Source organism: Delftia sp. DT-2 (genome assembly GCF_028401915.1).
GTDB classification, from domain to species: Bacteria; Pseudomonadota; Gammaproteobacteria; order Burkholderiales; family Burkholderiaceae_C; genus Comamonas; species Comamonas tsuruhatensis.
This window is the reverse complement of record NZ_JAQOTI010000007.1, coordinates 391,243-411,513: the sequence shown is the minus strand read 5'-3', so window position 1 is coordinate 411,513 and position 20,271 is coordinate 391,243. Positions and strand designations below refer to the sequence as shown.

Below are 20,271 nucleotides of genomic sequence, written 5' to 3'. Positions count from 1 at the left end.
CGGCCCAGCGTCGTGCCCGGGCGCGAACACCAGATCCGCATCCGCTACAACAGCAGCCGCCAGCCGCTGCAGATCACCGAGACGGGCTTCAGCCCATTGGATGCCCAGGGCCAGCCCGCAGGCAATGCGGACGGCGCCACGCCCATCGAGCGCAGCACGCGCTACCGCTACACCGAGATCAACGGCCGCAGCGTGCTGGTGGACATCGACGGGCCGCTGCCCACCTCGCTGGCAGGCTATGACGACGGAAGCCCGGCGCAGAACGACCTCACGCGGCTGCGCTGGGACCGCAGCGGCAGCCACGTCACGCGCGTGCTGCAGCCCGATGGCACCGCCGTGGCGCTGGAGCATGACAAGGCCGGGCGCATCATCCAGATGCACAGCCGGGATCCCTCGGCCAAGGAGGACGAAACGGGCTGGCGCACCGAACTGCGCCACGACGCCCAGGCCCGACTGGTGGCCATGCGCAGCCTGGCCCCCGACGCCAGCGTGCTGCAAGAGCAAAGCTGGCGCTACGACGCGCTGGGCCACCTCACGGAAACCGGCACCGGCGGCTGGCCCGGCAACGGGGACAAGACGGGCAATGCCGCCTATGCGGCCCAGACCCGCCAGCACCATGACGCCCTGGGCCGCCTGCTGTGGAGCGCCGATGTCCGAGGCAGCTTCACACAGCACCGCTACGACACGGAAAGCCGCCTGCTGCAGTCCGGTCGCTACGGTGGCCGCGCCGATGACGGCAGCCGCCTCATGGCCCAGGTGCAGACCTACCAGCCCGGCGCGCCAGAGCAGCCGCCATCCGCCGCAGACAAGGCCGGCACTGAAACTGCACCGCAGGCACGCCAGTTCTACGACGACTTCGGCCGCAGCGTCGCCACCCTCAGCCCCGACAGCGGCCTGAGCATTCGCGGCTACGACGCCACCGACCGGTTGGTCTCGGGCCGCGACGCCCTGGGCCAGCAGGCGCGCTACGAATACGACCTGCGCGGCCGCATCCTGCGCCAGACCATCACGCAACTGCCGCAAGATGGCGCGCGGCCACGCACCACCACCACCCGCTGGCGCTACCAGGGCCCCAGGCTGGTGGCGCTGGAGCATCCCGAGCAAAGCGAGGCCTACGAATACAACGACAGGGGCCTGCGCGTGCGCAAGCGCATCACCCGCCATGAAGAAAGCGGTGCAAACGGTGAAAGCGGGGAGAGCAGCCAGCACCACACCCTCCACTACGAATACGACAGCCACGGCAGACTCTCCGCCGCCAGCCTTCCCGACGGCAGCTGGCTGCACTACCTGCGCGACGGCCATGGCCAGATCACCGGCCTGCAGCGGCAGCGCGTGCGCACTCCCTGGCTGCGCTGGCTCAGCCCGGCGCAAACCATTGCCACCGGATTCGAGCGCGACCTGGTGGGACTGCGCAGCTGGCAGGCAGGCAACGGCATCGAGGCCCGCTATCAGCGCAGCCGCGAAGGTCTGCTGGCGCGCATCGTCTACCGCCAGACCGGCAAGAACAACACACGCACTGCCTCTGGCACATCCCATGACTGGATGCTGGGCGCCCGGCCCGCGGACATTGCAGAGCAACTGCTAGGCCTGACCCCGGCCCATGCGGCCGAGCCCATGCAAGCCAAGGCACAGGCCACTGCAGCAACTGCCGCGCAAACGACAGCCGAACCGGCGCCCGACCAGCCCGGAGCCCTGGGCCAGCCCACCGAGCCCCAAGCCCTGCTGGACATGCGCTACCTGTGGGACAGCCAAGGCAACCTGCTGCTGCGCCAGGACCACTACAGCCAAGCCCCGCAGACTTTGCACCAGGACAGCCATGCCTACGACATGCACGACCGCCTGATCGTCCAGGTCCAGCGCACTGGCCAGGAACTGCGCTCCAGCCGCTACCACTATGACGAGGCCGGCAGGCGCACCCTGGACCAGCAGAACGTGGCCTCCGGCGATCTGCAGGCGGGCACGCGGGCCATCGCCTACCTGCCAGGCAGCCACCGCTGGAGTGCCGAGCGTGCAGCGGACCAGAAAGACACAACCACCCAGCGCACCCAGTACAACGCCAACGGCCAGCCCCTGCAGGCAGGCCCGCGCAGCTACCGCTGGGACGCATTGGGACGGCTGGAACAGGTCAGCGAACAGGGCGCCCCGCTGGCCCGCTACCGCTACAACCACCGGGGCGAGCGCATTGCCAAACACACCGGCAAGGCCCAAGGAGGCAGCCGGGCGTACCTCTACGAATCCGGCCAACTCAGCGCCGAACTCGATGCCCAGGGCCGCATCACGCGCCAGTACATCCACCTGGGCCAGTGGCCCCTGGCCGTCATCGACACGCCCCAAGGCCGCAAGCCTGCGGATGGCGCCGGCACGCTGGGGCGCATCGTGCAGGACCTGGGCACCATCGCGGGCCGCTGGGTGGGCGGCGGCGAACGCCTGGCCTGGCTGCACACCAACCACCTGGGCGCCGTGGAAGCGGCCACCGACACGCAGGGCCAGTTGATCTGGCGCGCCCGCTACACGGCGTTTGGCCGGCAGCAGGTGATGTCCCAACCTTCAGCCCCGGGCTTTGAAATGCCGCTGCGCCTGCCGGGCCAGTACCACGATGCCGAAACCGGGCTGCACTACAACCTGCACCGCTACTACGACCCGGACCGGGGCCAATACCTCACACCCGATCCGTTGGGCATGCCGGATGGACCCAATCCCTACAGCTATGTGCGGGGCAATCCGCTGCGGTATGTGGATCCGGAAGGGCTGATTCTTTTTGCGTTTGATGGGACCAATAATTCCAATCCACCGCCAGATAAGGATACTTGGTCCAACGTCTATAAATTCTATTTAGCGTATGACCAAAATATCAATGGAAAATCGTGGTACATGAATGGCGTTGGCCGCTATGACGACGAAAGCAAAATTACAGCACCATGGAATGACCACATGGTAGCCAGTACAGCACGTGCGCGCGTAGACCATATGCTGAAAAATCTGGATAAATTCATGGAAGAGCATACGTTTGCAGAAGGCAAAAAGGTCAGTATCGACATCATTGGTTTCAGCCGTGGCGCAGCCATGGGCCGGGACTTTGCAAACAAGGTTGCCACCCGTATCAAAAAACAGCATTGGAAAGATAAGTCCGCATGTATGGAGCTTCGGTTTCTGGGGCTGTGGGATACGGTGGCGCAGTTCGGCGCAAATGGGCGCCTCAACGAACAATGGCAACTAGCCATTCCTTCGGAAGTGCAGCATGTTTTTCATGCAGTAGCACTCAATGAACACAGATATCTATTCCCCGGAGAGGACATAAACCGAGGCACTCAACTCGGATTCATAGGCAGCCATGCGGATATTGGTGGCAGCTTTGGGACTGGGGATTTATCGAATGTGGCGTTGAATTGGATCGCTGAGAAGGCAAAGGAAAGCGGTTTGAAAATGAAAAAATGGGATGAATCTGGCAATGAGACTTGGGGAAGGATCACAGAGCCAGTTCTCCACGACAAAAGCTACATCTATTCTGACCCACCTGACGACAGTGCCTTTTGCATAAGAGACAACAATGCAAAAGAAAAAAATTGTGTCCCTAGAAAAAAGTTCAGTCCTGGCGGCATGAGTGCGGAGGAGAGTCAAAAATTTATCATATATAGAACCAGACCGGGAATGGATTTGGACGGATCTTCACGCATTACCGGAGATATCAACATGAAGGAGTACGTCAAATGGCTGAAAGAAAATTACGGACTGACCGTCGCACTGCAATAAGTTATTGTTGCACAGCAATTTCATCCTCTCTGATTGGTTGTGCACATCGGGAGCCAGGCATCGGTTTATCACTGGAATTTTACAATAAAGGCTCTCACCCGCTAGCAACCAGGAGATTTGATCTTGATGGAAAAAGAGGACCAATACCGGGCTATCTTGGTCCAAGCTTAACGAACAGCAAAAATATGGGACTCATGCCAGGAGACATTAAAAGTGGAGTTCCGAAATTCGTAGAGGCAGAGTGGGTTCTTCATAGCGAGGAGTTTCTAGCTTGGTCAAACAATACTCAAGACAATGAAAGATATTCAAAAGAAAATCGTGAAATCTATAGAAAACTTTGGGCCGCCAACCCCCATTACGTACAGCGCGTAGACCTGACTCCCACTCTGACCCCAGAGCTCATCGCAAAAGTCCAAGCAGACCGGGAGAACACTCAGTTAAAGATGATTGTCATATTTCGAGATGACAAGGTGGAAATCACCGCTGAACCTTATAAGTGGCGATGAATTTCTGCATTCGGAGCAATTCCGCATATGAGAGGCAGGCTGGCGTACCCTGGACCAGCAGGACGTGGCGCCCAGAGCAACGCATCTTGGGCAGCAGCAGGTACTGGCAAAGGTATCGGACAGCGCCTGCCGGGCCAGTACCACGACGCCGAAACCGGGCTGCACTACAACCTGCACCGCTACTACGACCCGGACCGGGGCCAATACCTCACGCCCGATCCGCTAGGCACGCCGGATGGGCCTAATCCTTATGGCTATGTGCGGGGCAATCCGCTGCGGTATGTGGATCGATCCGGAGGGGTTGATTCTGTTTGCGTTTGATGGGACTAATAACTCCAATCCGCCACAAGATAATGATACTTTTTCCAATGTCTATAAGTTCTATTTAGCGTATGACCAAAATATCAATGGAAAATCATGGTACATGAACGGCGTGGGCCGCTATGACGACGAAAGCAAAATCACAGCACCATGGAATGACCACATGGTCGCCAGTACCGCACGTGCGCGCGTAGACCATATGCTGAAAAATCTGGACAAATTCATGGAGGAACATACGTTTGCAGACGGCAAAAAGGTCAGCATCGATATCGTGGGTTTCAGCCGTGGTGCAGCCATGGGCCGGGATTTTGCGAACCGGTTTGCCACCCGCATCAAAGAACAGCATTGGAAAGAAAAATCCGAATGCATGGAGCTAAATTTTTTGGGATTGTGGGACACAGTGGCGCAATTTGGCGCAAATGGACGTCTCAATGATCAATGGCAACTGGCCATTCCTTCTGAAGTGCGGCATGTTTTCCACGCAGTAGCACTCAATGAGCATCGCTACCTGTTCCCAGGAGAGGGCATAACCCGAGGTATCCAACTCGGATTCATAGGAAGCCATGCGGATATTGGTGGCAGTTTTGGGACTGGAGATTTATCGAATGTGGCGTTGAACTGGATCACTGAGCAGGCCAAGAAAACTGGCTTGACGATGACATCATGGAAGGAATTGAAATTTGAGCAATGGGGCAAAGTAACAGAGCCAGTTCTCCACGATAAAAGCTACATCTATTCTGACCCCCCTGACGACAGTGCCTTTTGCATAAGAGATAACAATGGAAGAGCAAAAGACTGTGTTCCCAGAAAAAAGCTCAGTCCTGGTGGCATGAGTTCTGAGGAAAGCCAAAAATTCATCATATACAGAACCAGGCCGGGAATGGATTCAGATGGATCTTCACGCATTACCGGTGACGTCAACATGAAGGAGTACGCCCAATGGCTCAAAGAAAACTATGGACTGACCGTCGCACTGCAATAGTCTATTTCTGTTCAACAATCGCTTCCTCTCTGATTGGTTGTGCGCATCGGAAACCAGGCTTCGGCTTATCGCTGAAATTTTATAACAAAGGCTCTCGCCCGCTGGTAGCCAGAAGATTTGATTTTGATGGAAAACGAGGGCCAATACCTGGCTATTTAGGCCCCAGCAATACAGAGGGAGCAATTATGAGCTTCATGTCAGGAGATATTAAAGGCGGAGTGCCGAAATCCGTAGAGGCAGAGTGGATTTCATATAGCCAGGAATTTACAAACTGGTCAAAAAATACACCATATCGGGAAAAAGACTCCAAAGAAAATAATGATATCTTCGATAAACTTTGGCCTACCAATTCCACATATATACAACGCATAGACCTCACCCCTATTCTGACTCCAGAACTCATAGAAAAAGTCCAAGCGGACCGGGAGAACACTCAGTTAAAAATGATTGTCATATTTATAGATGACAAGGTAGAAATTACCGCAGAGCCATATAAATGGCGTTAATCAAAAGCAACTCCACAGAACATTCAGTGAGGGAAATATGCAGAAAAAGAAACTTCAGTCCATCCACAACGAGATGGATGCAGATCTCATAAGACAGGCAAGCACCAGCCATGCCCAAACCAGTTCGGACAACGGTATGCCCGAGACTGCAGCAGAGCCGCCAACCATGCACCGTCGCCCCATCGCCGCACGAGGACATGGCTGGGCGCGAGTGCTGAGTTCGGCGCTGGCGCGGTGTGCGATCACGCCCAACCAGATCTCTGTGTCCAGTGTTCTGTTTGCAGGAGCAGGCGCTGCCATGCTGGTGTGGTTGCCGACGCCCATAGGGTGGCTTGGCTGCGCAGCCTGTGTGCAATTGCGCCTGCTGTGCAATCTGCTGGATGGCATGGTGGCCGTGGAAGGGGGCAAGCAGACCCCGACCGGCACGCTCTACAACGAGTTTCCAGACCGGATAGCGGATTCGCTGCTGCTGCTGGGCCTGGGCACTGCGGCTGGGCAGTCCTGGCTGGGGTGGTTGGGCGCCCTGCTGGCTGCATTGACCGCCTATGTGCGGGTAACGGGCACCAGCCTGGGCCTGGACCAGGATTTTCGCGGCCCGATGGCCAAGCAGCATCGCATGGCGGTGCTGACAGCGGCCTGCCTTTTGGCCGCAGGCCTGGGCCTGCTGGGCCACGAAGTTGCTAGCCTCATTCTGGGCACTGCAGCCTGGGGCATAGCACTCGGAGCGCTCTTGACCTGTGTGGCCCGCACCCAGGCGATCGCCAGGCTGTTGAAAGGGGACTGAAATGCTGCCGCACCTGCTTGCCGCATCGGCACGGATTTTCATTGGCGCGTATCCGCGCTGGCAGGGCTCAAGCCCACAGTCGCGCCAACGCGTCTACTTTGCCAATCACGCCAGCCATCTGGACACGGTGGCACTATGGGCAGCACTGCCACGCCATTTGCGCGCCCGTACCCGGCCGGTAGCCGCCCGGGACTACTGGGGACGTGGATTGCACAGCCTGCTGGCCTTGCGCGGCTTCAATGCCGTGCTGATAGACCGCCACCGCGCCCAACCCGAGCAAGATCCGTTGCAGCCGCTGTATGAGGCACTGGAGCGTGGTGATTCACTGATCCTCTTTCCCGAAGGCACGCGCCATCAGGAGACCATGCCCCAGCCATTCAAGTCCGGCCTCTACCACCTGGCCCGACGTTTTCCTCAAGTGGAGTTCATTGCCGTCTATCTGGACAATGCGCGCCGCTGCCTGCCCAAAGGCAGTGTGGTGCCTCTGCCGCTGATCTGCACCGCACGGTTCGGGCCACCCGTTGAACTGCAGCCTGGCGAGAGCCGGCTGGATTTTCTGGAACGCGCCCGCGCCGCAGTGGAGAGCATGGCATGAGCACTCCATTCCAGGACTACCTTCCCGCCTCGTTGGTGGCCGCCACCAACGCACGTGTGCCCGACAGCTTCTGGTGGATCTTCGTTTCCCTGCTGGGGCTGCTTTCCGTGGCCAGCGCCACAGGCGCGGCCTTGTCGCTTTACCGCCCCGGGCCAGTGGTCCAGAACCTCAACGCACGCATACGGTCTTGGTGGCTGATGGTCGCGATTCTGGTCATCAGCTTCTTGCTGGGCAAACCCGTCACGCTGGCGCTATACGGAATGCTCTCGTTTTTTGCGCTGCGCGAATTCATCTCGCTGACGCCGACGCGGCACGGAGACCATCTTGCCTTGTGTCTTTGCTTTTATGTAGCGATCCCGTTGCAGTATTGGCTGATCGGCACGGACTGGTATGGCCTGTTCTCCATCTGCATTCCTGTCTATGCCTTTTTGCTGCTGCCTGCGGTGTCTGCACTGTCAGGCGATACCACGGATTTTCTGGCGCGCAGTGCCAAGGTCCAATGGGGCCTGATGCTCACGGTGTATTGCCTGAGCCATGCTCCGGCGCTGATGCTCTTGCAGATCCCTGGTTACGAAGGCCAGAGCCTGATGCTGCTGCTTTATCTGCTGCTGGTCGTGCAGTTGAGCGATGTCCTGCAATATGTGTTTGGCAAGCTCTTTGGCAAGCATCTGCTCGCCCCCCAGGTCAGCCCGTCGAAAACCGTGGAAGGCCTGATAGGAGGTGGCCTGAGCGCGGCATTGGTGGGAATGGGCTTATGGTGGATCACGCCCTTCACACCGGTTGAATCAGGACTGCTCTCACTATTGATCGTGCTGTGCGGTTTTCTGGGAGGTCTGGCCCTGTCAGCCGTCAAGCGCAGCCTGGAGGCGAAAGATTGGGGCGAGATGATTCAAGGCCATGGGGGCATGCTGGATCGCCTGGACTCCGTGGTCTTCTCTGCGCCTGTGTTCTTTCATGTTGTGCGATATGCCTATGCATGAATTCGACAGACCATCGATCCATATATCTTCTTAATTTTTATACTCACTTCAAAAATCACACATCAATTATGAGAAATATTTTTTCCCAAAAATCGATTTCCTATGTTATCGCGATATTTTTTTCTGCGCTGGTTTCCGGCTGTGGAATCTGGAGACCTTATGACGGATTCAAAGACCCACCCTACGCAAAGGGCCAGCTTGTAGAAGCGCAGCATAAGATCAACCAATGTCATTGGTGCAAGTCTGGAGGTTATGGCGATTCAGCATATTTTTCAAAAGAAAACTGTCCTAACGGAATGTCATCCTCAAGCCAGATGTATGACATTGAAAAAATATTCAAAGACGCAGACAAGCTGCTGGCTCAAGCCATACCAAAAGAAAAATGGATTTTCACCAAAAAGACATTTATTGGCACTGATAGATATTTTTATCCAGCAAGAGTGTTCATACCCAGCATAGACCCATTGACACTTATCATTATCCCTTGGGATAAATATGATTTAAAGCGAATACTCGATCATTCACCACACATATTAGACATTACACAGAAATACTATGAATTTGAATATATCGACAAAAACAAATCAAATTTACAAAAGAGAATCGTCATTGGTTGGCCATCCGAACTATTTATTCCACTTGAAGTAAGAGGTAGCTTGCCCGTTATTCCAGAGCAACTAAGAGTTTTTGCCAAAGGCTTCGATAAGACAATAACTATCCCGGTAGACCAAAAAAATCAAGAATTCACCTTGGACGTTGCAGATCAGAAAATTAAATTCACTCCATCAGGTGAAAAATTAAATATCACATTCACAAGTAACGGAATTAATTGCCGATAGACTCAAAAAAGCATCATTCAATGCGGGCGCCCTGGCTTTCGAAACCACAAAACATTTCAAGGCCTACATGCAACCGCCACAGCCTTGACCGTGGCCTGCCTCAAGCCGGCACCGTCCTACCGACCCTTCCCCTCACCGCAACGTAAACACCTCCAGCGACCGCTCCAGCGATTGGGCGCTGGCGCGCAGCGAGCCCGCCGCGCCGGCCGATTGTTCGACCAGGGCGGCGTTTTGCTGGGTGACGGAGTCGAGCTGGGCCACGGCGTCGTTGACCTGGGCGATGCCTACGGATTGTTCGCGCGTGGCGATGCTGATCTGGTGGACCAGGTCGCTGACGCGGCCCACGGCGTCGACCATGCCGTCGATGGTGCGGCCTGCGGCGTCCATGCGGGCGTTGCCATCGTTAATGCCGTCCACGGTGCGGTTGATGAGGCCGCTGATTTCCTTGGCGGCCGAGGCGCTGCGCTGGGCGAGGGCCCGCACTTCGCCGGCCACGACGGCAAAGCCACGGCCCTGCTCGCCTGCGCGGGCTGCTTCGACGGCGGCATTCAGGGCCAGCAGGTTGGTCTGGAAGGCAATGCTTTCGATCACGCCAATGATCTCGCCCATGCGGCGCGAGGAGCCGCGGATGTGCTCCATGGCAGCGCCCACTTCCTGGATGGCGGCGCCGCTCTTGCCTGCGACCTGGCGGCTCTGGTCGCTTTCATGGGCCATGAGCTGGGCCGTGTCGGCGGTCTGCGCGACGGTGCCCGATATCTCTTCCATCGAGGCCGCCGTCTGCTGCAGGCTGGTGGCCTGGGATTCTGTGCGCTGCGCGAGGTCGAAGCTGCCCTGGGCGATCTCGTGGGCCGTCGTGGCAAAGCCGCGCATTTCGGTGCGCACGTCGCCGACCACGGCGCGCAGGTTGATCTGGATCTGCTGCAGCCGCTGCATCAGGGCGCCCATGGGGCCGCTGTAGTCGTGCTGCATGTTGGTGCCCAGCTGGCAGCTGGCAATGTCGGCGGCAAAGCCGCTGGCCTGCTCCAGGCCCGCCACGCAGCGCTGCTGGAAGCGCCACAGCACAAAGCCGCCACCGGCCAGCAGGGCCGCCAGGCGTGCGCCCCAGGCGGCGGCGCCCTGCCAGCCCAGCAGGTCGGGCAGCATGGCGGCCAGGCCGACGCTGCCCAGCATCAGCGCCATGCGGGCCGTCAGGCCCAGGTCGCTGCGGCGGTCCCACAGGCCTGCCAGGCCCAGGCGGCGCAGCTCGCCGCCACGCAGTCGCAGGGTTTCCTGGCCGGCATCGGCTTCGGCGCGCATGCGGGCATAGAGGGCTTCGGCAGCCTCGATCTCGTCCGGCCGGGGCTTGGTTCGCACCGACAGGTAGCCGCGCGGCCTGCCGCCTTCCATGATGGGGGTGACGTTGGCGCGCACCCAGTAGTGGTCGCCGTTCTTGCGCCGGTTCTTGACCAGGGCAGTCCACGGGTAGCCGTGGGCGATGGTGCGCCACATGTCCTTGAAGGCGGCGGCCGGCATGTCCGGATGACGGATGAGGTTGTGCGGCTGGTCGATCAACTCCTCGTAGGTATAGCCGCTGACCCGCACGAAGGCAGGGTTGCAATGGGTGATCTCGCCCTTGGTGTTGGTGACGGATACCAGCAGCTCATCGCCCGGAAAGTCGTAGTTGAGCTGGCTGACGGGCAAATTCACGCGCATGGGTACCACTCCTTTGGGATGTCTCTTGTTCTTGTGAAATGGCAAGGCGAAGCGCACTGAAGCCACCGGAATCCATCAAACGGAAACACAAATTCACATTTCCAAATCATCTCACAGCACGGCAACCTCAGTCCCATGCTCGGAACTGGTGCATGGTTTTACAGCGTGTGCGCCAGATTTGTGGTGATGATTCAGAACAGTTGAGGTGTAAAGGGATCGCTGTCCGGCGCGGGCTGGGCCGGTCCCCTGAGCAGTTGCTCGCGCGCCAGCGGGTCGTGGGCGGTGGCGTTCCAGTCGGCCGTGCGAACGAGGTTGCCCACGCGCACGCCCAGCAGGCGCAGCCGCTTGGCCAGGGGCACGCGCTTGAGGCATTGGCCTGCGGCGCGGCGCAGGGTGGCGGCATCGGCCATGGGCAGCTCCAGCGTGTGGTCGCGCGTGGCGGTCTTGAAGTCGTCGTAGCGCAACTTGATGCCGACGGTGCGGCCCATGTAGCCCTTGCGCTGCAGGTCCTGGGCCAGGCGTTCGCACAGGTCGGTGAAGATGGCGCTCAGTTCGGCCCGGTCGCGTACGGCGTGCAGGTCGCGCTCGAAGGTGGTCTCGCGGCTCATGGAGACGGGCTCGCTGTGCGTGACCACGGGCCGGTCGTCACGGCCCCAGGAGGCACCATGCAGCCAGTTGCCGTAGGCGCGGCCAAACCATTGCACGAGCTGGGGCAGGCTTTGCGCGGCCAGCTCGCCGATGGTCCGTATGCCCAGCGCCTGCAGCTTGGCGTCGGCCTTGGGGCCTATGCCATTGATCTTGCGGCAGGCCAGCGGCCAGATGACGGTCTGCAGGTCCTCGGGCTGGACGATGGAGATGCCGTTGGGCTTGTTGAATTCGCTGGCCATCTTGGCCAGCAGCTTGTTGGGGGCCACGCCGATGGAGCAGGTCAGGCCCGTGGCGTCGGTGATGGTTTTCTGGATCAGCCGAGCCAGCACGCGCCCGCCTTCGCGCTGGCCGCCAGGCACGTCGGTGAAGTCGATGTAGACCTCGTCCACGCCGCGGTCCTCCATCAGCGGGGCGATGGAGACGATGATCTCCTTGAACATGCGCGAGAAGCGCCGCACCTCGGCAAAGTCCACGGGCAGCATGATGGCCTGCGGGCACAGGCGCGCGGCCTTCATCATGCCCATGGCCGAGCCCACGCCGAACTGCCGCGCCGGGTAGGTGGCCGTGGTGATCACGCCCCGGCCGACGTAGTCCTTGAGGCGTGAGAACTCGTCCACCGGAATCTCGTGCAGCCGCCCGGCGTAGCGCGTATCCAGCGCCTCGTCATGCGCGCGGCGCCCGCCGCCGATGACCACGGGCAGCCCCTTGAGCTGCGGATAGCGCAGCAGCTCCACCGAGGCATAGAAGGCGTCCATGTCCAGGTGGGCGATGCGGCGCGCAGGCGCAGCATCGGCAGGGCTTGCGGGTGTCGTGGGTGTCGTTTCAGGCACGCCGCCATTATTGCGGCAACTGTGCATTCATACAGCCTGCAGGGCTTGTTCCCACAGGCCCTGGACCATTCATCCCTGCAGGCAGATGAGGACCAGTCCCAGAACCATCAGGCCCATGCCGATCTTCTCCTGGCGGCTCAGGCTTTCGCTGAGCACGCGGCGCGAGACGATGTAGCTGAACACCACCTCGACCATGCCCAGCGTGCGCACGGGCGCGGCGCCTTGCAGGGCGTAGGCGGTGAACCAGGCCAGCGAGGCGGCCGCGCCCATGCCGCCGGCCAGCAGCGACACGCGCCAGGCGCGGAAGATGGGGCGCAGGCCCTGCGCGTGGGTGCGCGCAATCCAGGCGCCCAGGCCCAGGGTCTGCATGAGCTGGGCAATCAGCACGCCCCAGGCGCCCGACAGCCAGGGAGATATCTCGCCCAGCCGCGCCAGTTCCACCGCGCCGCCCCGGTAGCCCACGGTGGCGATGGCAAAGCAGGCGCCACAGGCCAGGCCGTAGAGCGCCGAGCGGCTGGCCCAGGCCGACAGCGACAGCATCTGGCCGCGCGGCGGCAGCGACAGGATGAGCACGCCCAAGGTGGCCAGCGCCATGGCCAGCAGGGCCACGGCCGTGGGCAGCTCGTGCAGGAAGAGGCCTGCGAACAGGGCGACCTGCAGCACCTCGGTCTTGGACAGGGTGACGGCCACGGCGAAGTTGCGCTCCTTCATGGCCAGCAGCAAGGCCGCCGTGGCCGCTACCTGGAAGAAGGCGCCCAGCGCGATCCAGCCCAGGTAGGCCCAGGAGAACCGGGGCAGCGCCCAGGCCCCGTCCCCTCCCAGGTACAGCGCCAGCAGGTAGATGCCGGCAAACGGCAGGCCGTAGAGAAAGCGCACCAGGGTGGCCGGCAGGGTGCCGAGTTCGGAGGTCAGCGAGCGCTGGGCCGTATTGCGCACAGTCTGGGCGGCTGCGGCGAACAGCACCACGGGCACCCACAGCCAGGTCAGGTCTTGGAGGGAAGAAAGCATGTCGGCAAAAAAGGGAAGGCACCGCCGGCATGGCGCGGGCGACTGAGTGCCGGCCAGCATAGCCGCCGGTCGGGCACCAGGCGCACGCACTTGGAGAAGGCTGCCGCGCCCGGCAGCGAAACAGAGGCCGGCCAGCCAACGCTGCACGCGCGCCCCGCTCTGGCCAGGGCAAGCAGGCTGCGTTGTGCAGCAGCACGGCCGTCGCCAATGGCGAGCGGGCCTGCGCGGCGCGCTACAGGTCGCGCCGGATCAGCGCGCCCTTGAACAGCACCGGTCCCGTGGGCCCGGTCTGGCTGGGCACGCCGCCCTTGGGCTCCAGGCTGATGGCCAGGGCAGGCACGCCCTGGACTTCGGCGGCCGCTGCAGTCAGCTTCACGAGCTTGTCGCGTCCCAGCACGCCCAGCGATTGCGGGCCGCCCTGGGGCGGCAGGGCCCACAACTGCAGCGATTTGTCTGCGGCCTCGTGGAAGTCGCCCACGCGCTGCAGCACCAGGCTGTTCTTGCCGGGGTCGAAGGTCACGAGCATGGAGGCATCGGCCTTGTCGTCGGCCAGCACGGCCACGTACTGGATCTGGGGCGTTGCCTGCAGCGCGACCTGGGCGGCCTGCAGCTGGTTGCGCAGCACGGCCAGCTGGCGCTCACCGCTTTGGCGCAGGTCCTGGTGCGACCACAGCCCCACGGCCACGGCCGCCACGGTGGCGCAGGCGCCCAGCAGGGCCGCGCCGCGCCACCAGGCCAGGGCACGGCCCACGCCGGATTTCGCGCGTTCGTCCAGGCCTTGCCCATCAACGGCGCGCCGCCGGTGCGGCTGGGCGGCGCGGGCCTTTTCGGCCTGCAGCAGGTTGTCGATGCGGACCCAGACCGCATCGTCGGGGCGCACGGGAGCCTGCATTTCGGACAGGGCCGACCAGCGGCCCTGCCACAGCAGGGCGGCGGCGCGCACCGGGGCCTGGTCACGGGCCAGTTGCTCGAAGCGGCGGCGTGCCGCACCGCGCAGCGTGCCCAGGGCGTATGCGGCGGCCAGCCGGTCCAGCAGTTCGGGGTGTCGGGAAATATTCATGGCAAATCCTTGGGCCGCTCAGAGCATGTCATCTGCATCACGCATGGCGCGAGAGGCAGCGGCGCAACTGCTCCAGGCCGCGCCGGATCCAGGTTTTGACCGTGCCCAGCGGCAACTGCAGCTGGCCGGCCAGTTCGCCGTGGCTGAGGTCACGCAGGTAGGCCAGGCTGACCACCTCGCGCTGGCGGCCTTCCAGCCGCTCCAGGCACTGGTACAGCGCCACCGCCTGCTCGCTGGCCTCGGCCAGTTGCAGCGGGCCCTGGCTTTCATCGCTCCCGCCGCCTTGGGCCGCCAGTTGCGCCTCATCGAACTCCTCGTTCAGGTGCAGGCGTTCGGCGCGGCGCCGGCGCAGGAAGTCCAGCGCCCTGCTGCGCACCACCAGGCCCATCCAGGCCAGCGGCGGGCTCAGCGAGCCCCGGTAGCCCGAGGCGCTGCGCCAGATGTGCAGGTAGCTGTCCTGCAGCACGTCTTCGGCCCAGTCCTTGTGCCGCAGGATGCGCAGCGCAAGCCCGTACAGCCGGGACGAGGTGGCCTCGTACAGGCTGCGGAGCGCGGGCTCGTCCTGCGCTGCGATGCGGTCCAGAAGGTCCATCAGCTCTTGGTCGGTTGGTGTGGTGCCCATGCACGCATTGTGGGCGAGCGGGCGGCCCCGTGGCCCGCACTGTTGCGTTGCCGCCCCGGGGGGCTTGTCGTGTCCTTCAATCGGCTGCAGGGGTCATATCGGTGGCCTGCAGGGGGTCTGGTACCGGTCTGCCGGCCTGCGCCGGCTCTCACTGGTCAATACGCAGCACATTGCGAACCGGATGCGGATAAATTTTTTTTGCACCCAGGTGAATCCAACCTCACCCATGCTGCGTATTCCGTGTGTCGCGCCCCGGACAGCGGTCCAAGGCGACATCCCTCAACCCCTCGACCTGGAGAACCTCATGAGCTACATCCTCCCCCTCGGCCTGGCCACCATGGCCGCACTGACGCTTGGCGCCTGCTCCTCCATGGACATGAGCAAGAGCTATTCCCAGTCCGGCCTGCCGGCCGCCGTGCAGGTGCCCGCAGGCCACAAGGTCGCCATGGAAACCGTCGGCATCGGCCAGATCACCTACGAGTGCCGCGCCAAGAAGGATCAGGCGATGGAGCAGGAGTGGGCCTTCGTCGGCCCCGATGCCCGCCTGACGGACCGCCAGGGCCGCGTCATCGGCCGCTACTTCGGCCCGCCCGCCACCTGGGCGCACCAGGACGGCTCCAAGGTCACGGCCACCCAGGTCGCGGTGGCTCCGTCCAGCGCAGGCAACATCCCCCTGCAACTGGTCAAGGCCGAACCTGCCACCGGCATGGGCGCCATGCAGGGCGTGACCTATATCCAGCGCGTGGCCACGCGCGGCGGCGTGGCGCCGGCCATGGCCTGCAACAGCTCCACGCTGGGCCAAAAGCAGGTGGTGCAGTACCAGGCCGACTACATCATCTGGAAGGCTTCCTGATCCGCCGCCACCGGTGCCGCTACGGCTGCCCGCCCCCTGCCCCGAAGGCCGAGGGCGGCATGCCGAACTGGCGCCTGAAGGCCAGCGAATAGGCGCTGTGGCTTTCATAGCCGGCCTCCAGCGCCACCTGCACGATGGGCCGGCCGGCCAGCAGGGCCTGCATGGACGACAGCAGCCGCGCGCGCTGCCGCCAGCGGCCGAAACTCAGGCCGGTGGCCTGCAGGAAATGGCGGTGGAAAGTCTTCTCGCCCATGGCCAGCCGTGCGGCCCAGTCGGCGGCCGTGGCGGCCAGGTTTTCAGCCCGTTCACCGCCCTGGCCCACGGCCTGGCCGCCTTCGGCCAGCGCGCGGCAGACAGCCGCCATGCGCGCATCCTGCGGCCAGGGCAGGTGAAATGGCACGACAGGCGGCTGGCGCAATTCCTGCAGCAGCAGTTCGACGACCAGCCGGTCTCTCGTTTCATCCTGTCCGCGCTGCGGCGCCGCCGGCCAGCGCGCGACCTCGCTGATCAGCTCGCGCAATAGCGGCGAGACCTCGATCACGCAGTCCGCCACCGGCAGCCCCTGCGCCGCCTGGGCATCCACGAACAGGCTGCGCACCTGCACGGCACCACGCATGCGCAGGCTGTGCGGCACGCCCGAGCACAGCCAGACGCCGCGCGTGGGCGGCACCACCCAGCGCCCGCTGCGCGCGCGCACCTCCAGCACGCCCTGCACGGCATAGAGCAGTTGGCAGCATTCGTGGGAGTGCTCCTGCACTTCCATCCCGGCCGGATAGTCACCGGCCACGCCCGTGACGGGCAAGGGCGCGGCAGCCTGCAGCTCAGGCAGGCCGGCATGGCCACAGGGCACGGCGGGAAGGTCGGCGGCAGTGCGCATGTTTGTCCAGATCCATGGAGAAAATGAGAAATTCTATAAAGACAGACAAATGCCCTGCCCGCAAACTGGCACCCGTTCCCTGTGATTCACCGCCATCGCACCATGCACCGCCTGCCCTCGCCCTCCCTACCATCCCTGGCCCATGGCCGGGGTCCGGGCGCCTGCGCAGGCGCCGCATTTCGCACCGACTCTCCCTGATCCCGGCCTGGCGCAGCTTCCCCACACCGGGAAGCCAGGAGAGCGGGGCTGCCGGCCGATCCGGTGGCTGCATACCCAGCGTTTCCTGCGAGGCCCGCATGCTGAAGAATCCCGCGTCCAGATACCTTCCCTTCCCCGCCGTCGACCTGCCCGACCGCCAATGGCCTTCGCGCCAGCTGAGCCAGGCGCCCGTGTGGCTGTCCACCGACCTGCGCGACGGCAACCAGGCCCTGTTCGAGCCCATGAACCGCGAGCGCAAGCTGCGCCTGTTCCACGAGCTGGTGCGCATAGGCTTCAAGGAGATCGAGGTGGGCTTTCCCTCTGCCTCGCAGACCGACTACGCCATCGTGCGCCACCTGATCGACGAAGGGCTGATCCCCGCCGATGTGACGCCCATGGTCATCACCCAGCTGCGCGAGGACCTGATCCGCGCCACTGTGGACAGCGTGGCCGGCGCGCGGCGCGCCATCGTGCACTTCTACAACGCCGTGGCACCGGCCTGGCGCGAGATCGTCTTCGGCATGCAGGTGCCCGAGATCATCGCCATGGTGGAGCGGCACATCGCCCTGCTGCGCGAACTGACCGATGCCCACCCCGAGACCGAATGGGTGCTGCAGTACTCGCCCGAGACCTTCTGCATGGCCGAGCTGGAGGTATCGCTGGCCGTGTGCAACGCGGCCATCCGCGCCTGGGATGCAGGCCCCGGGCGGCCCATGATCATCAACCTGCCGACCACGGTGGAGGTGAGCACGGCCAATGTCTTCGCCGACCAGATCGAGTGGATGCACCGCCGCCTGGAGCGGCGCGAGCACATCGTGCTGTCCGTGCACCCGCACAACGACCGGGGCACGGGCGTGGCCTGCGCCGAGCAGGCGCTGCTGGCCGGCGCCCAGCGCGTGGAAGGCTGCCTGTTCGGCAATGGCGAGCGCAGCGGCAACCTCGATGTGGTGACGCTGGCGCTCAACCTGTACACGCAGGGCATCGCGCCGGGTCTGGACTTCTCGGACATCGCGGCCGTGGCGCGCATTGCGGAGGAATGCACGGCCCTGCCCATCCACCCGCGCCACCCCTATGTGGGCGACCTGGTGTTCACGGCGTTCTCGGGCTCGCACCAGGACGCCATCGCCAAGGGCTTTGCGGCGCAACGGCCCGATGCGCCCTGGCGCGTCCCCTACCTGCCCATCGACCCGCAGGACCTGGGCCGCACCTACGACAGCATCGTGCGCGTCAACAGCCAGTCGGGCAAGGGCGGCATCGCCTTCCTGCTGCAGCGCGACCATGGCGTGACCATGCCCCGGCGCATGCAGGTGGAATTCAGCGCCGTGGTGCAGCGCCAGGCCGACGCCAGCGAGGCCGAGCTGGCCAGTGAAGACCTGTGGGAGCTGTTCGAGTCCACCTACCTCGCACCCCGGCAGCATCCCTGGCGCTACCACAGCCACCATCTGTTCGACAGCGCCAAGGGCCAGGGCATTGCGCTGGAAGTGGTGCGGACGGACGGGCTTCGAATGCAGCTGCATGGCGAGGGCAGCGGTCCCATCGACGCCGTGGCCGCTGCCATCGGCCAGCACCTGGGCGTGGCGCTGCGCATAGACCACTACGAGGAGCGCAGCCTGGGCCAGGGCGCCGGCGCCACGGCGCTGGCCATCGTCGAGGCCGCCCTGCCCGGCGTGGCGGGCACGCGCTTCGGCGCGGGGCGCCATGCCAACATCGTGACCGCGTCCATCCTGGCCGTACTGCATGCGGCGGGCCGGCTGGTGGCGGCGCAGCCGGAAAGCCGGCGCGTACCTGCCCAAGCCTGAGGCGCAGCCTGAAAGGAAAAAAGGACCGCCGAGGCGGTCCTTTTCTCGTGCAGCTTTTGCCGGTTCAGCGCACGGCGCCCGGATAGGTTCCGGGCAGCAGGATGCTGCGGTCCACGGTATCGATCTGCGTGTGCCCGCAGAAGGCCATGGTGGTCTCCAGCTCCTTCTGGATGATCTGCAGGGCGCGCGTCACGCCATGCTCGCCGTAGGCACCCAGGCCGTAGAGGAAGCTGCGGCCGATCATGGTGCCCTGGGCGCCCAGGGCACGCGCCTTGAGCACGTCCTGCCCGCTGCGGATGCCGCCGTCCATCCAGACCTCGATGTCCTTGCCCGCCGCCTCGGCAATGCCCGGCAGCGCCTCGATGGACGAGGGTGCGCCGTCGAGCTGGCGCCCGCCGTGGTTGCTGACGACGAGCGCGTCGGCGCCGCTGTCGGCCGCCAGGCGCGCGTCCTCGGCGTCCATGATGCCCTTGAGGATGAGCTTGCCGCCCCAGAGCTTCTTGATGCGCTCCACGTCGCCCCAGTTCAGGCTGGGATCGAACTGGCTGGCGGTCCACGACGACAGCGAACTCATGTCGGCCACGCCATCCACATGTCCGACGATGTTGCCGAAGGTGCGGCGCTTGGTGCCCAGCATGCCCAGGCACCAGTGCGGTTTGGTCGCCAGGTTGGCCAGGTTGCGCAGCGTGGGCTTCGGTGGCGTGGACAGGCCGTTCTTGATGTCCTTGTGGCGCTGGCCCAGGATCTGCAGGTCCAGCGTCAGCACCAGGGCCGAGCAGTTGGCCGCGCGGGCACGCTCGATCAGGCGCTCCATGAACCGGCGGTCGCGCATCACATAGAGCTGGAACCAGAACGGATGGCGGCCCGTGTGCTCGGCAATGTCCTCGATGGAGCAGATGCTCATGGTGGACAGCGTGAACGGAATGCCGAAGGCCTTGGCCGCGCGCGCGCCCAGGATCTCGCCGTCGGCATGCTGCATGCCGGTCAGGCCCGTGGGCGCGATGGCCACGGGCATGGCGACCTGCTCGCCGATCATGGTGGTGCGCGTGCTGCACCCCTCCATGTTCACGGCCACGCGCTGGCGCAGCTTGATCCGGTGGAAGTCGTCCTCGTTGGCGCGGTAGGTGCCCTGGGTGTAGGAACCCGAATCGGCGTAGTCATAGAACATGCGCGGCACGCGGCGCTGGGCCACGACGCGCAGGTCTTCGATGCAGGTGATTTTGGAAAGGTCGGTGGACACGTTTTCTGGCTTTCTGGAACCCGCATGCCGCGGGACTGCCGAGCATGGTAGTGCCGTGCGCGGGCTCCGGCCACCCGTTCGGGTTTGAAGTGATTTGTGCGCCGATTGAAATTTTCTCTCTCGCAGCCCAACCCAGGGCTAACGCTAGTGCGCCAAACCGCCATGGGAGTAACGATCCGCC

At 63.1% G+C, this 20,271-nt stretch carries 18 protein-coding genes; 11 read left to right on the top strand and 7 right to left on the bottom strand.

The genetic code is table 11. The features are described from left to right. The first annotated feature begins 192 nt into the window (after nucleotides 1-192). The 9 genes from PO605_RS15245 to PO605_RS15205 are packed head-to-tail and all read left to right on the top strand — an operon-like array spanning nucleotide 193 to nucleotide 9,263. Nucleotides 193-3,750, top strand: a complete 3,558-nt coding sequence (locus tag PO605_RS15245; protein ID WP_272206583.1) for a phospholipase effector Tle1 domain-containing protein — start codon at nucleotides 193-195, stop codon at nucleotides 3,748-3,750. Continuing rightward, the gene (locus PO605_RS15240; protein WP_231574352.1) at nucleotides 3,708-4,256 is read left to right on the top strand and encodes a hypothetical protein; all 549 of its coding nucleotides are present in this window, start codon (nucleotides 3,708-3,710) and stop codon (nucleotides 4,254-4,256) included. The genes PO605_RS15245 and PO605_RS15240 overlap by 43 nt, the downstream gene beginning before the upstream one ends. 27 nt (nucleotides 4,257-4,283) lie before the next feature. Next, nucleotides 4,284-4,577: an RHS repeat-associated core domain-containing protein gene (locus PO605_RS15235; RefSeq protein ID WP_080649843.1), complete on the top strand. Its 294-nt coding sequence runs from the start codon at nucleotides 4,284-4,286 to the stop codon at nucleotides 4,575-4,577. Then, entirely contained in the window at nucleotides 4,537-5,559 is a 1,023-nt protein-coding gene (locus PO605_RS15230) for a T6SS phospholipase effector Tle1-like catalytic domain-containing protein (RefSeq protein WP_231574351.1), read from the top strand. The genes PO605_RS15235 and PO605_RS15230 overlap by 41 nt, the downstream gene beginning before the upstream one ends. After that, nucleotides 5,517-6,065 carry a hypothetical protein gene (locus tag PO605_RS15225; RefSeq protein WP_231574350.1) on the top strand — a complete coding sequence of 183 codons (549 nt, stop codon included), beginning with the start codon at nucleotides 5,517-5,519 and terminating at the stop codon, nucleotides 6,063-6,065. Before PO605_RS15230 ends, PO605_RS15225 begins: the two co-directional genes overlap by 43 nt. Nucleotides 6,066-6,102: 37 nt before the next feature. Continuing rightward, nucleotides 6,103-6,849, top strand: a complete 747-nt coding sequence (locus tag PO605_RS15220) for a CDP-alcohol phosphatidyltransferase family protein (protein ID WP_156135980.1) — start codon at nucleotides 6,103-6,105, stop codon at nucleotides 6,847-6,849. A 1-nt stretch (nucleotide 6,850) separates the two neighbouring features. Beyond that, the gene (locus PO605_RS15215; RefSeq protein WP_052195750.1) at nucleotides 6,851-7,444 is read left to right on the top strand and encodes a lysophospholipid acyltransferase family protein; all 594 of its coding nucleotides are present in this window, start codon (nucleotides 6,851-6,853) and stop codon (nucleotides 7,442-7,444) included. Next, nucleotides 7,441-8,424: a phosphatidate cytidylyltransferase gene (locus PO605_RS15210; protein ID WP_052195749.1), complete on the top strand. Its 984-nt coding sequence runs from the start codon at nucleotides 7,441-7,443 to the stop codon at nucleotides 8,422-8,424. The genes PO605_RS15215 and PO605_RS15210 overlap by 4 nt, the downstream gene beginning before the upstream one ends. Next, entirely contained in the window at nucleotides 8,421-9,263 is an 843-nt protein-coding gene (locus tag PO605_RS15205) for a hypothetical protein (RefSeq protein ID WP_156135979.1), read from the top strand. The genes PO605_RS15210 and PO605_RS15205 overlap by 4 nt, the downstream gene beginning before the upstream one ends. Before the next feature lie 132 nt (nucleotides 9,264-9,395). Here the strand turns inward: PO605_RS15205 and PO605_RS15200 are convergent, their stop codons facing one another. From PO605_RS15200 to PO605_RS15180, 5 genes are all read right to left on the bottom strand, one after another. Beyond that, a complete protein-coding gene (locus PO605_RS15200) occupies nucleotides 9,396-10,955 on the bottom strand; it encodes a methyl-accepting chemotaxis protein (protein ID WP_047469333.1) in 1,560 nt (519 codons plus the stop codon). Between the two features lie 191 nt (nucleotides 10,956-11,146). Continuing rightward, nucleotides 11,147-12,460, bottom strand: a complete 1,314-nt coding sequence (locus tag PO605_RS15195; RefSeq protein ID WP_047469331.1) for a Y-family DNA polymerase — start codon at nucleotides 12,458-12,460, stop codon at nucleotides 11,147-11,149. Nucleotides 12,461-12,502: 42 nt separating this feature from the next. Then, nucleotides 12,503-13,441 carry a DMT family transporter gene (locus tag PO605_RS15190; protein WP_047469329.1) on the bottom strand — a complete coding sequence of 313 codons (939 nt, stop codon included), beginning with the start codon at nucleotides 13,439-13,441 and terminating at the stop codon, nucleotides 12,503-12,505. 232 nt (nucleotides 13,442-13,673) lie between these two features. Beyond that, entirely contained in the window at nucleotides 13,674-14,501 is an 828-nt protein-coding gene (locus PO605_RS15185; protein WP_016451141.1) for an anti-sigma factor, read from the bottom strand. Between the two features lie 37 nt (nucleotides 14,502-14,538). Then, nucleotides 14,539-15,123: an RNA polymerase sigma factor gene (locus PO605_RS15180; RefSeq protein WP_047469322.1), complete on the bottom strand. Its 585-nt coding sequence runs from the start codon at nucleotides 15,121-15,123 to the stop codon at nucleotides 14,539-14,541. Nucleotides 15,124-15,427: 304 nt separating this feature from the next. Here PO605_RS15180 and PO605_RS15175 point away from each other — a divergent pair, with 304 nt between their 5' ends. Beyond that, nucleotides 15,428-15,976, top strand: a complete 549-nt coding sequence (locus PO605_RS15175) for a DUF3455 domain-containing protein (protein WP_016447834.1) — start codon at nucleotides 15,428-15,430, stop codon at nucleotides 15,974-15,976. 19 nt (nucleotides 15,977-15,995) lie between these two features. Here the strand turns inward: PO605_RS15175 and PO605_RS15170 are convergent, their stop codons facing one another. After that, nucleotides 15,996-16,853, bottom strand: a complete 858-nt coding sequence (locus PO605_RS15170; RefSeq protein ID WP_047469320.1) for an AraC family transcriptional regulator — start codon at nucleotides 16,851-16,853, stop codon at nucleotides 15,996-15,998. Nucleotides 16,854-17,149: 296 nt separating this feature from the next. On the opposite strand from PO605_RS15170, the gene PO605_RS15165 reads away from it, so the two are divergent. Continuing rightward, entirely contained in the window at nucleotides 17,150-18,850 is a 1,701-nt protein-coding gene (locus tag PO605_RS15165) for a 2-isopropylmalate synthase (protein ID WP_272206581.1), read from the top strand. A gap of 64 nt (nucleotides 18,851-18,914) precedes the next feature. On the opposite strand, the gene PO605_RS15160 is transcribed toward PO605_RS15165, so the two are convergent. Continuing rightward, a complete protein-coding gene (locus PO605_RS15160; protein WP_047469252.1) occupies nucleotides 18,915-20,090 on the bottom strand; it encodes an alpha-hydroxy acid oxidase in 1,176 nt (391 codons plus the stop codon). Between the last annotated feature and the right edge of the window lie 181 nt (nucleotides 20,091-20,271).

What these genes read in the sequence shown, in the direction of transcription:
- PO605_RS15240 (WP_231574352.1), top strand. Translation starts at nt 3,708, where the DNA reads ATGGCTGAAAGAAAATTACGGACTGACCGTCGCACTGCAATAAGTTAT.
- PO605_RS15235 (WP_080649843.1), top strand. Translation starts at nt 4,284, where the DNA reads ATGAGAGGCAGGCTGGCGTACCCTGGACCAGCAGGACGTGGCGCCCAG.
- PO605_RS15230 (WP_231574351.1), top strand. Translation starts at nt 4,537, where the DNA reads ATGTGGATCGATCCGGAGGGGTTGATTCTGTTTGCGTTTGATGGGACT.
- PO605_RS15225 (WP_231574350.1), top strand. Translation starts at nt 5,517, where the DNA reads ATGGCTCAAAGAAAACTATGGACTGACCGTCGCACTGCAATAGTCTAT.
- PO605_RS15220 (WP_156135980.1), top strand. Translation starts at nt 6,103, where the DNA reads ATGCAGAAAAAGAAACTTCAGTCCATCCACAACGAGATGGATGCAGAT.
- PO605_RS15215 (WP_052195750.1), top strand. Translation starts at nt 6,851, where the DNA reads ATGCTGCCGCACCTGCTTGCCGCATCGGCACGGATTTTCATTGGCGCG.
- PO605_RS15210 (WP_052195749.1), top strand. Translation starts at nt 7,441, where the DNA reads ATGAGCACTCCATTCCAGGACTACCTTCCCGCCTCGTTGGTGGCCGCC.
- PO605_RS15205 (WP_156135979.1), top strand. Translation starts at nt 8,421, where the DNA reads ATGAATTCGACAGACCATCGATCCATATATCTTCTTAATTTTTATACT.
- PO605_RS15200 (WP_047469333.1), bottom strand. Translation starts at nt 10,955, where the DNA reads ATGCGCGTGAATTTGCCCGTCAGCCAGCTCAACTACGACTTTCCGGGC.
- PO605_RS15195 (WP_047469331.1), bottom strand. Translation starts at nt 12,460, where the DNA reads ATGCACAGTTGCCGCAATAATGGCGGCGTGCCTGAAACGACACCCACG.
- PO605_RS15190 (WP_047469329.1), bottom strand. Translation starts at nt 13,441, where the DNA reads ATGCTTTCTTCCCTCCAAGACCTGACCTGGCTGTGGGTGCCCGTGGTG.
- PO605_RS15185 (WP_016451141.1), bottom strand. Translation starts at nt 14,501, where the DNA reads ATGAATATTTCCCGACACCCCGAACTGCTGGACCGGCTGGCCGCCGCA.
- PO605_RS15180 (WP_047469322.1), bottom strand. Translation starts at nt 15,123, where the DNA reads ATGGGCACCACACCAACCGACCAAGAGCTGATGGACCTTCTGGACCGC.
- PO605_RS15175 (WP_016447834.1), top strand. Translation starts at nt 15,428, where the DNA reads ATGAGCTACATCCTCCCCCTCGGCCTGGCCACCATGGCCGCACTGACG.
- PO605_RS15170 (WP_047469320.1), bottom strand. Translation starts at nt 16,853, where the DNA reads ATGCGCACTGCCGCCGACCTTCCCGCCGTGCCCTGTGGCCATGCCGGC.
- PO605_RS15165 (WP_272206581.1), top strand. Translation starts at nt 17,150, where the DNA reads ATGCTGAAGAATCCCGCGTCCAGATACCTTCCCTTCCCCGCCGTCGAC.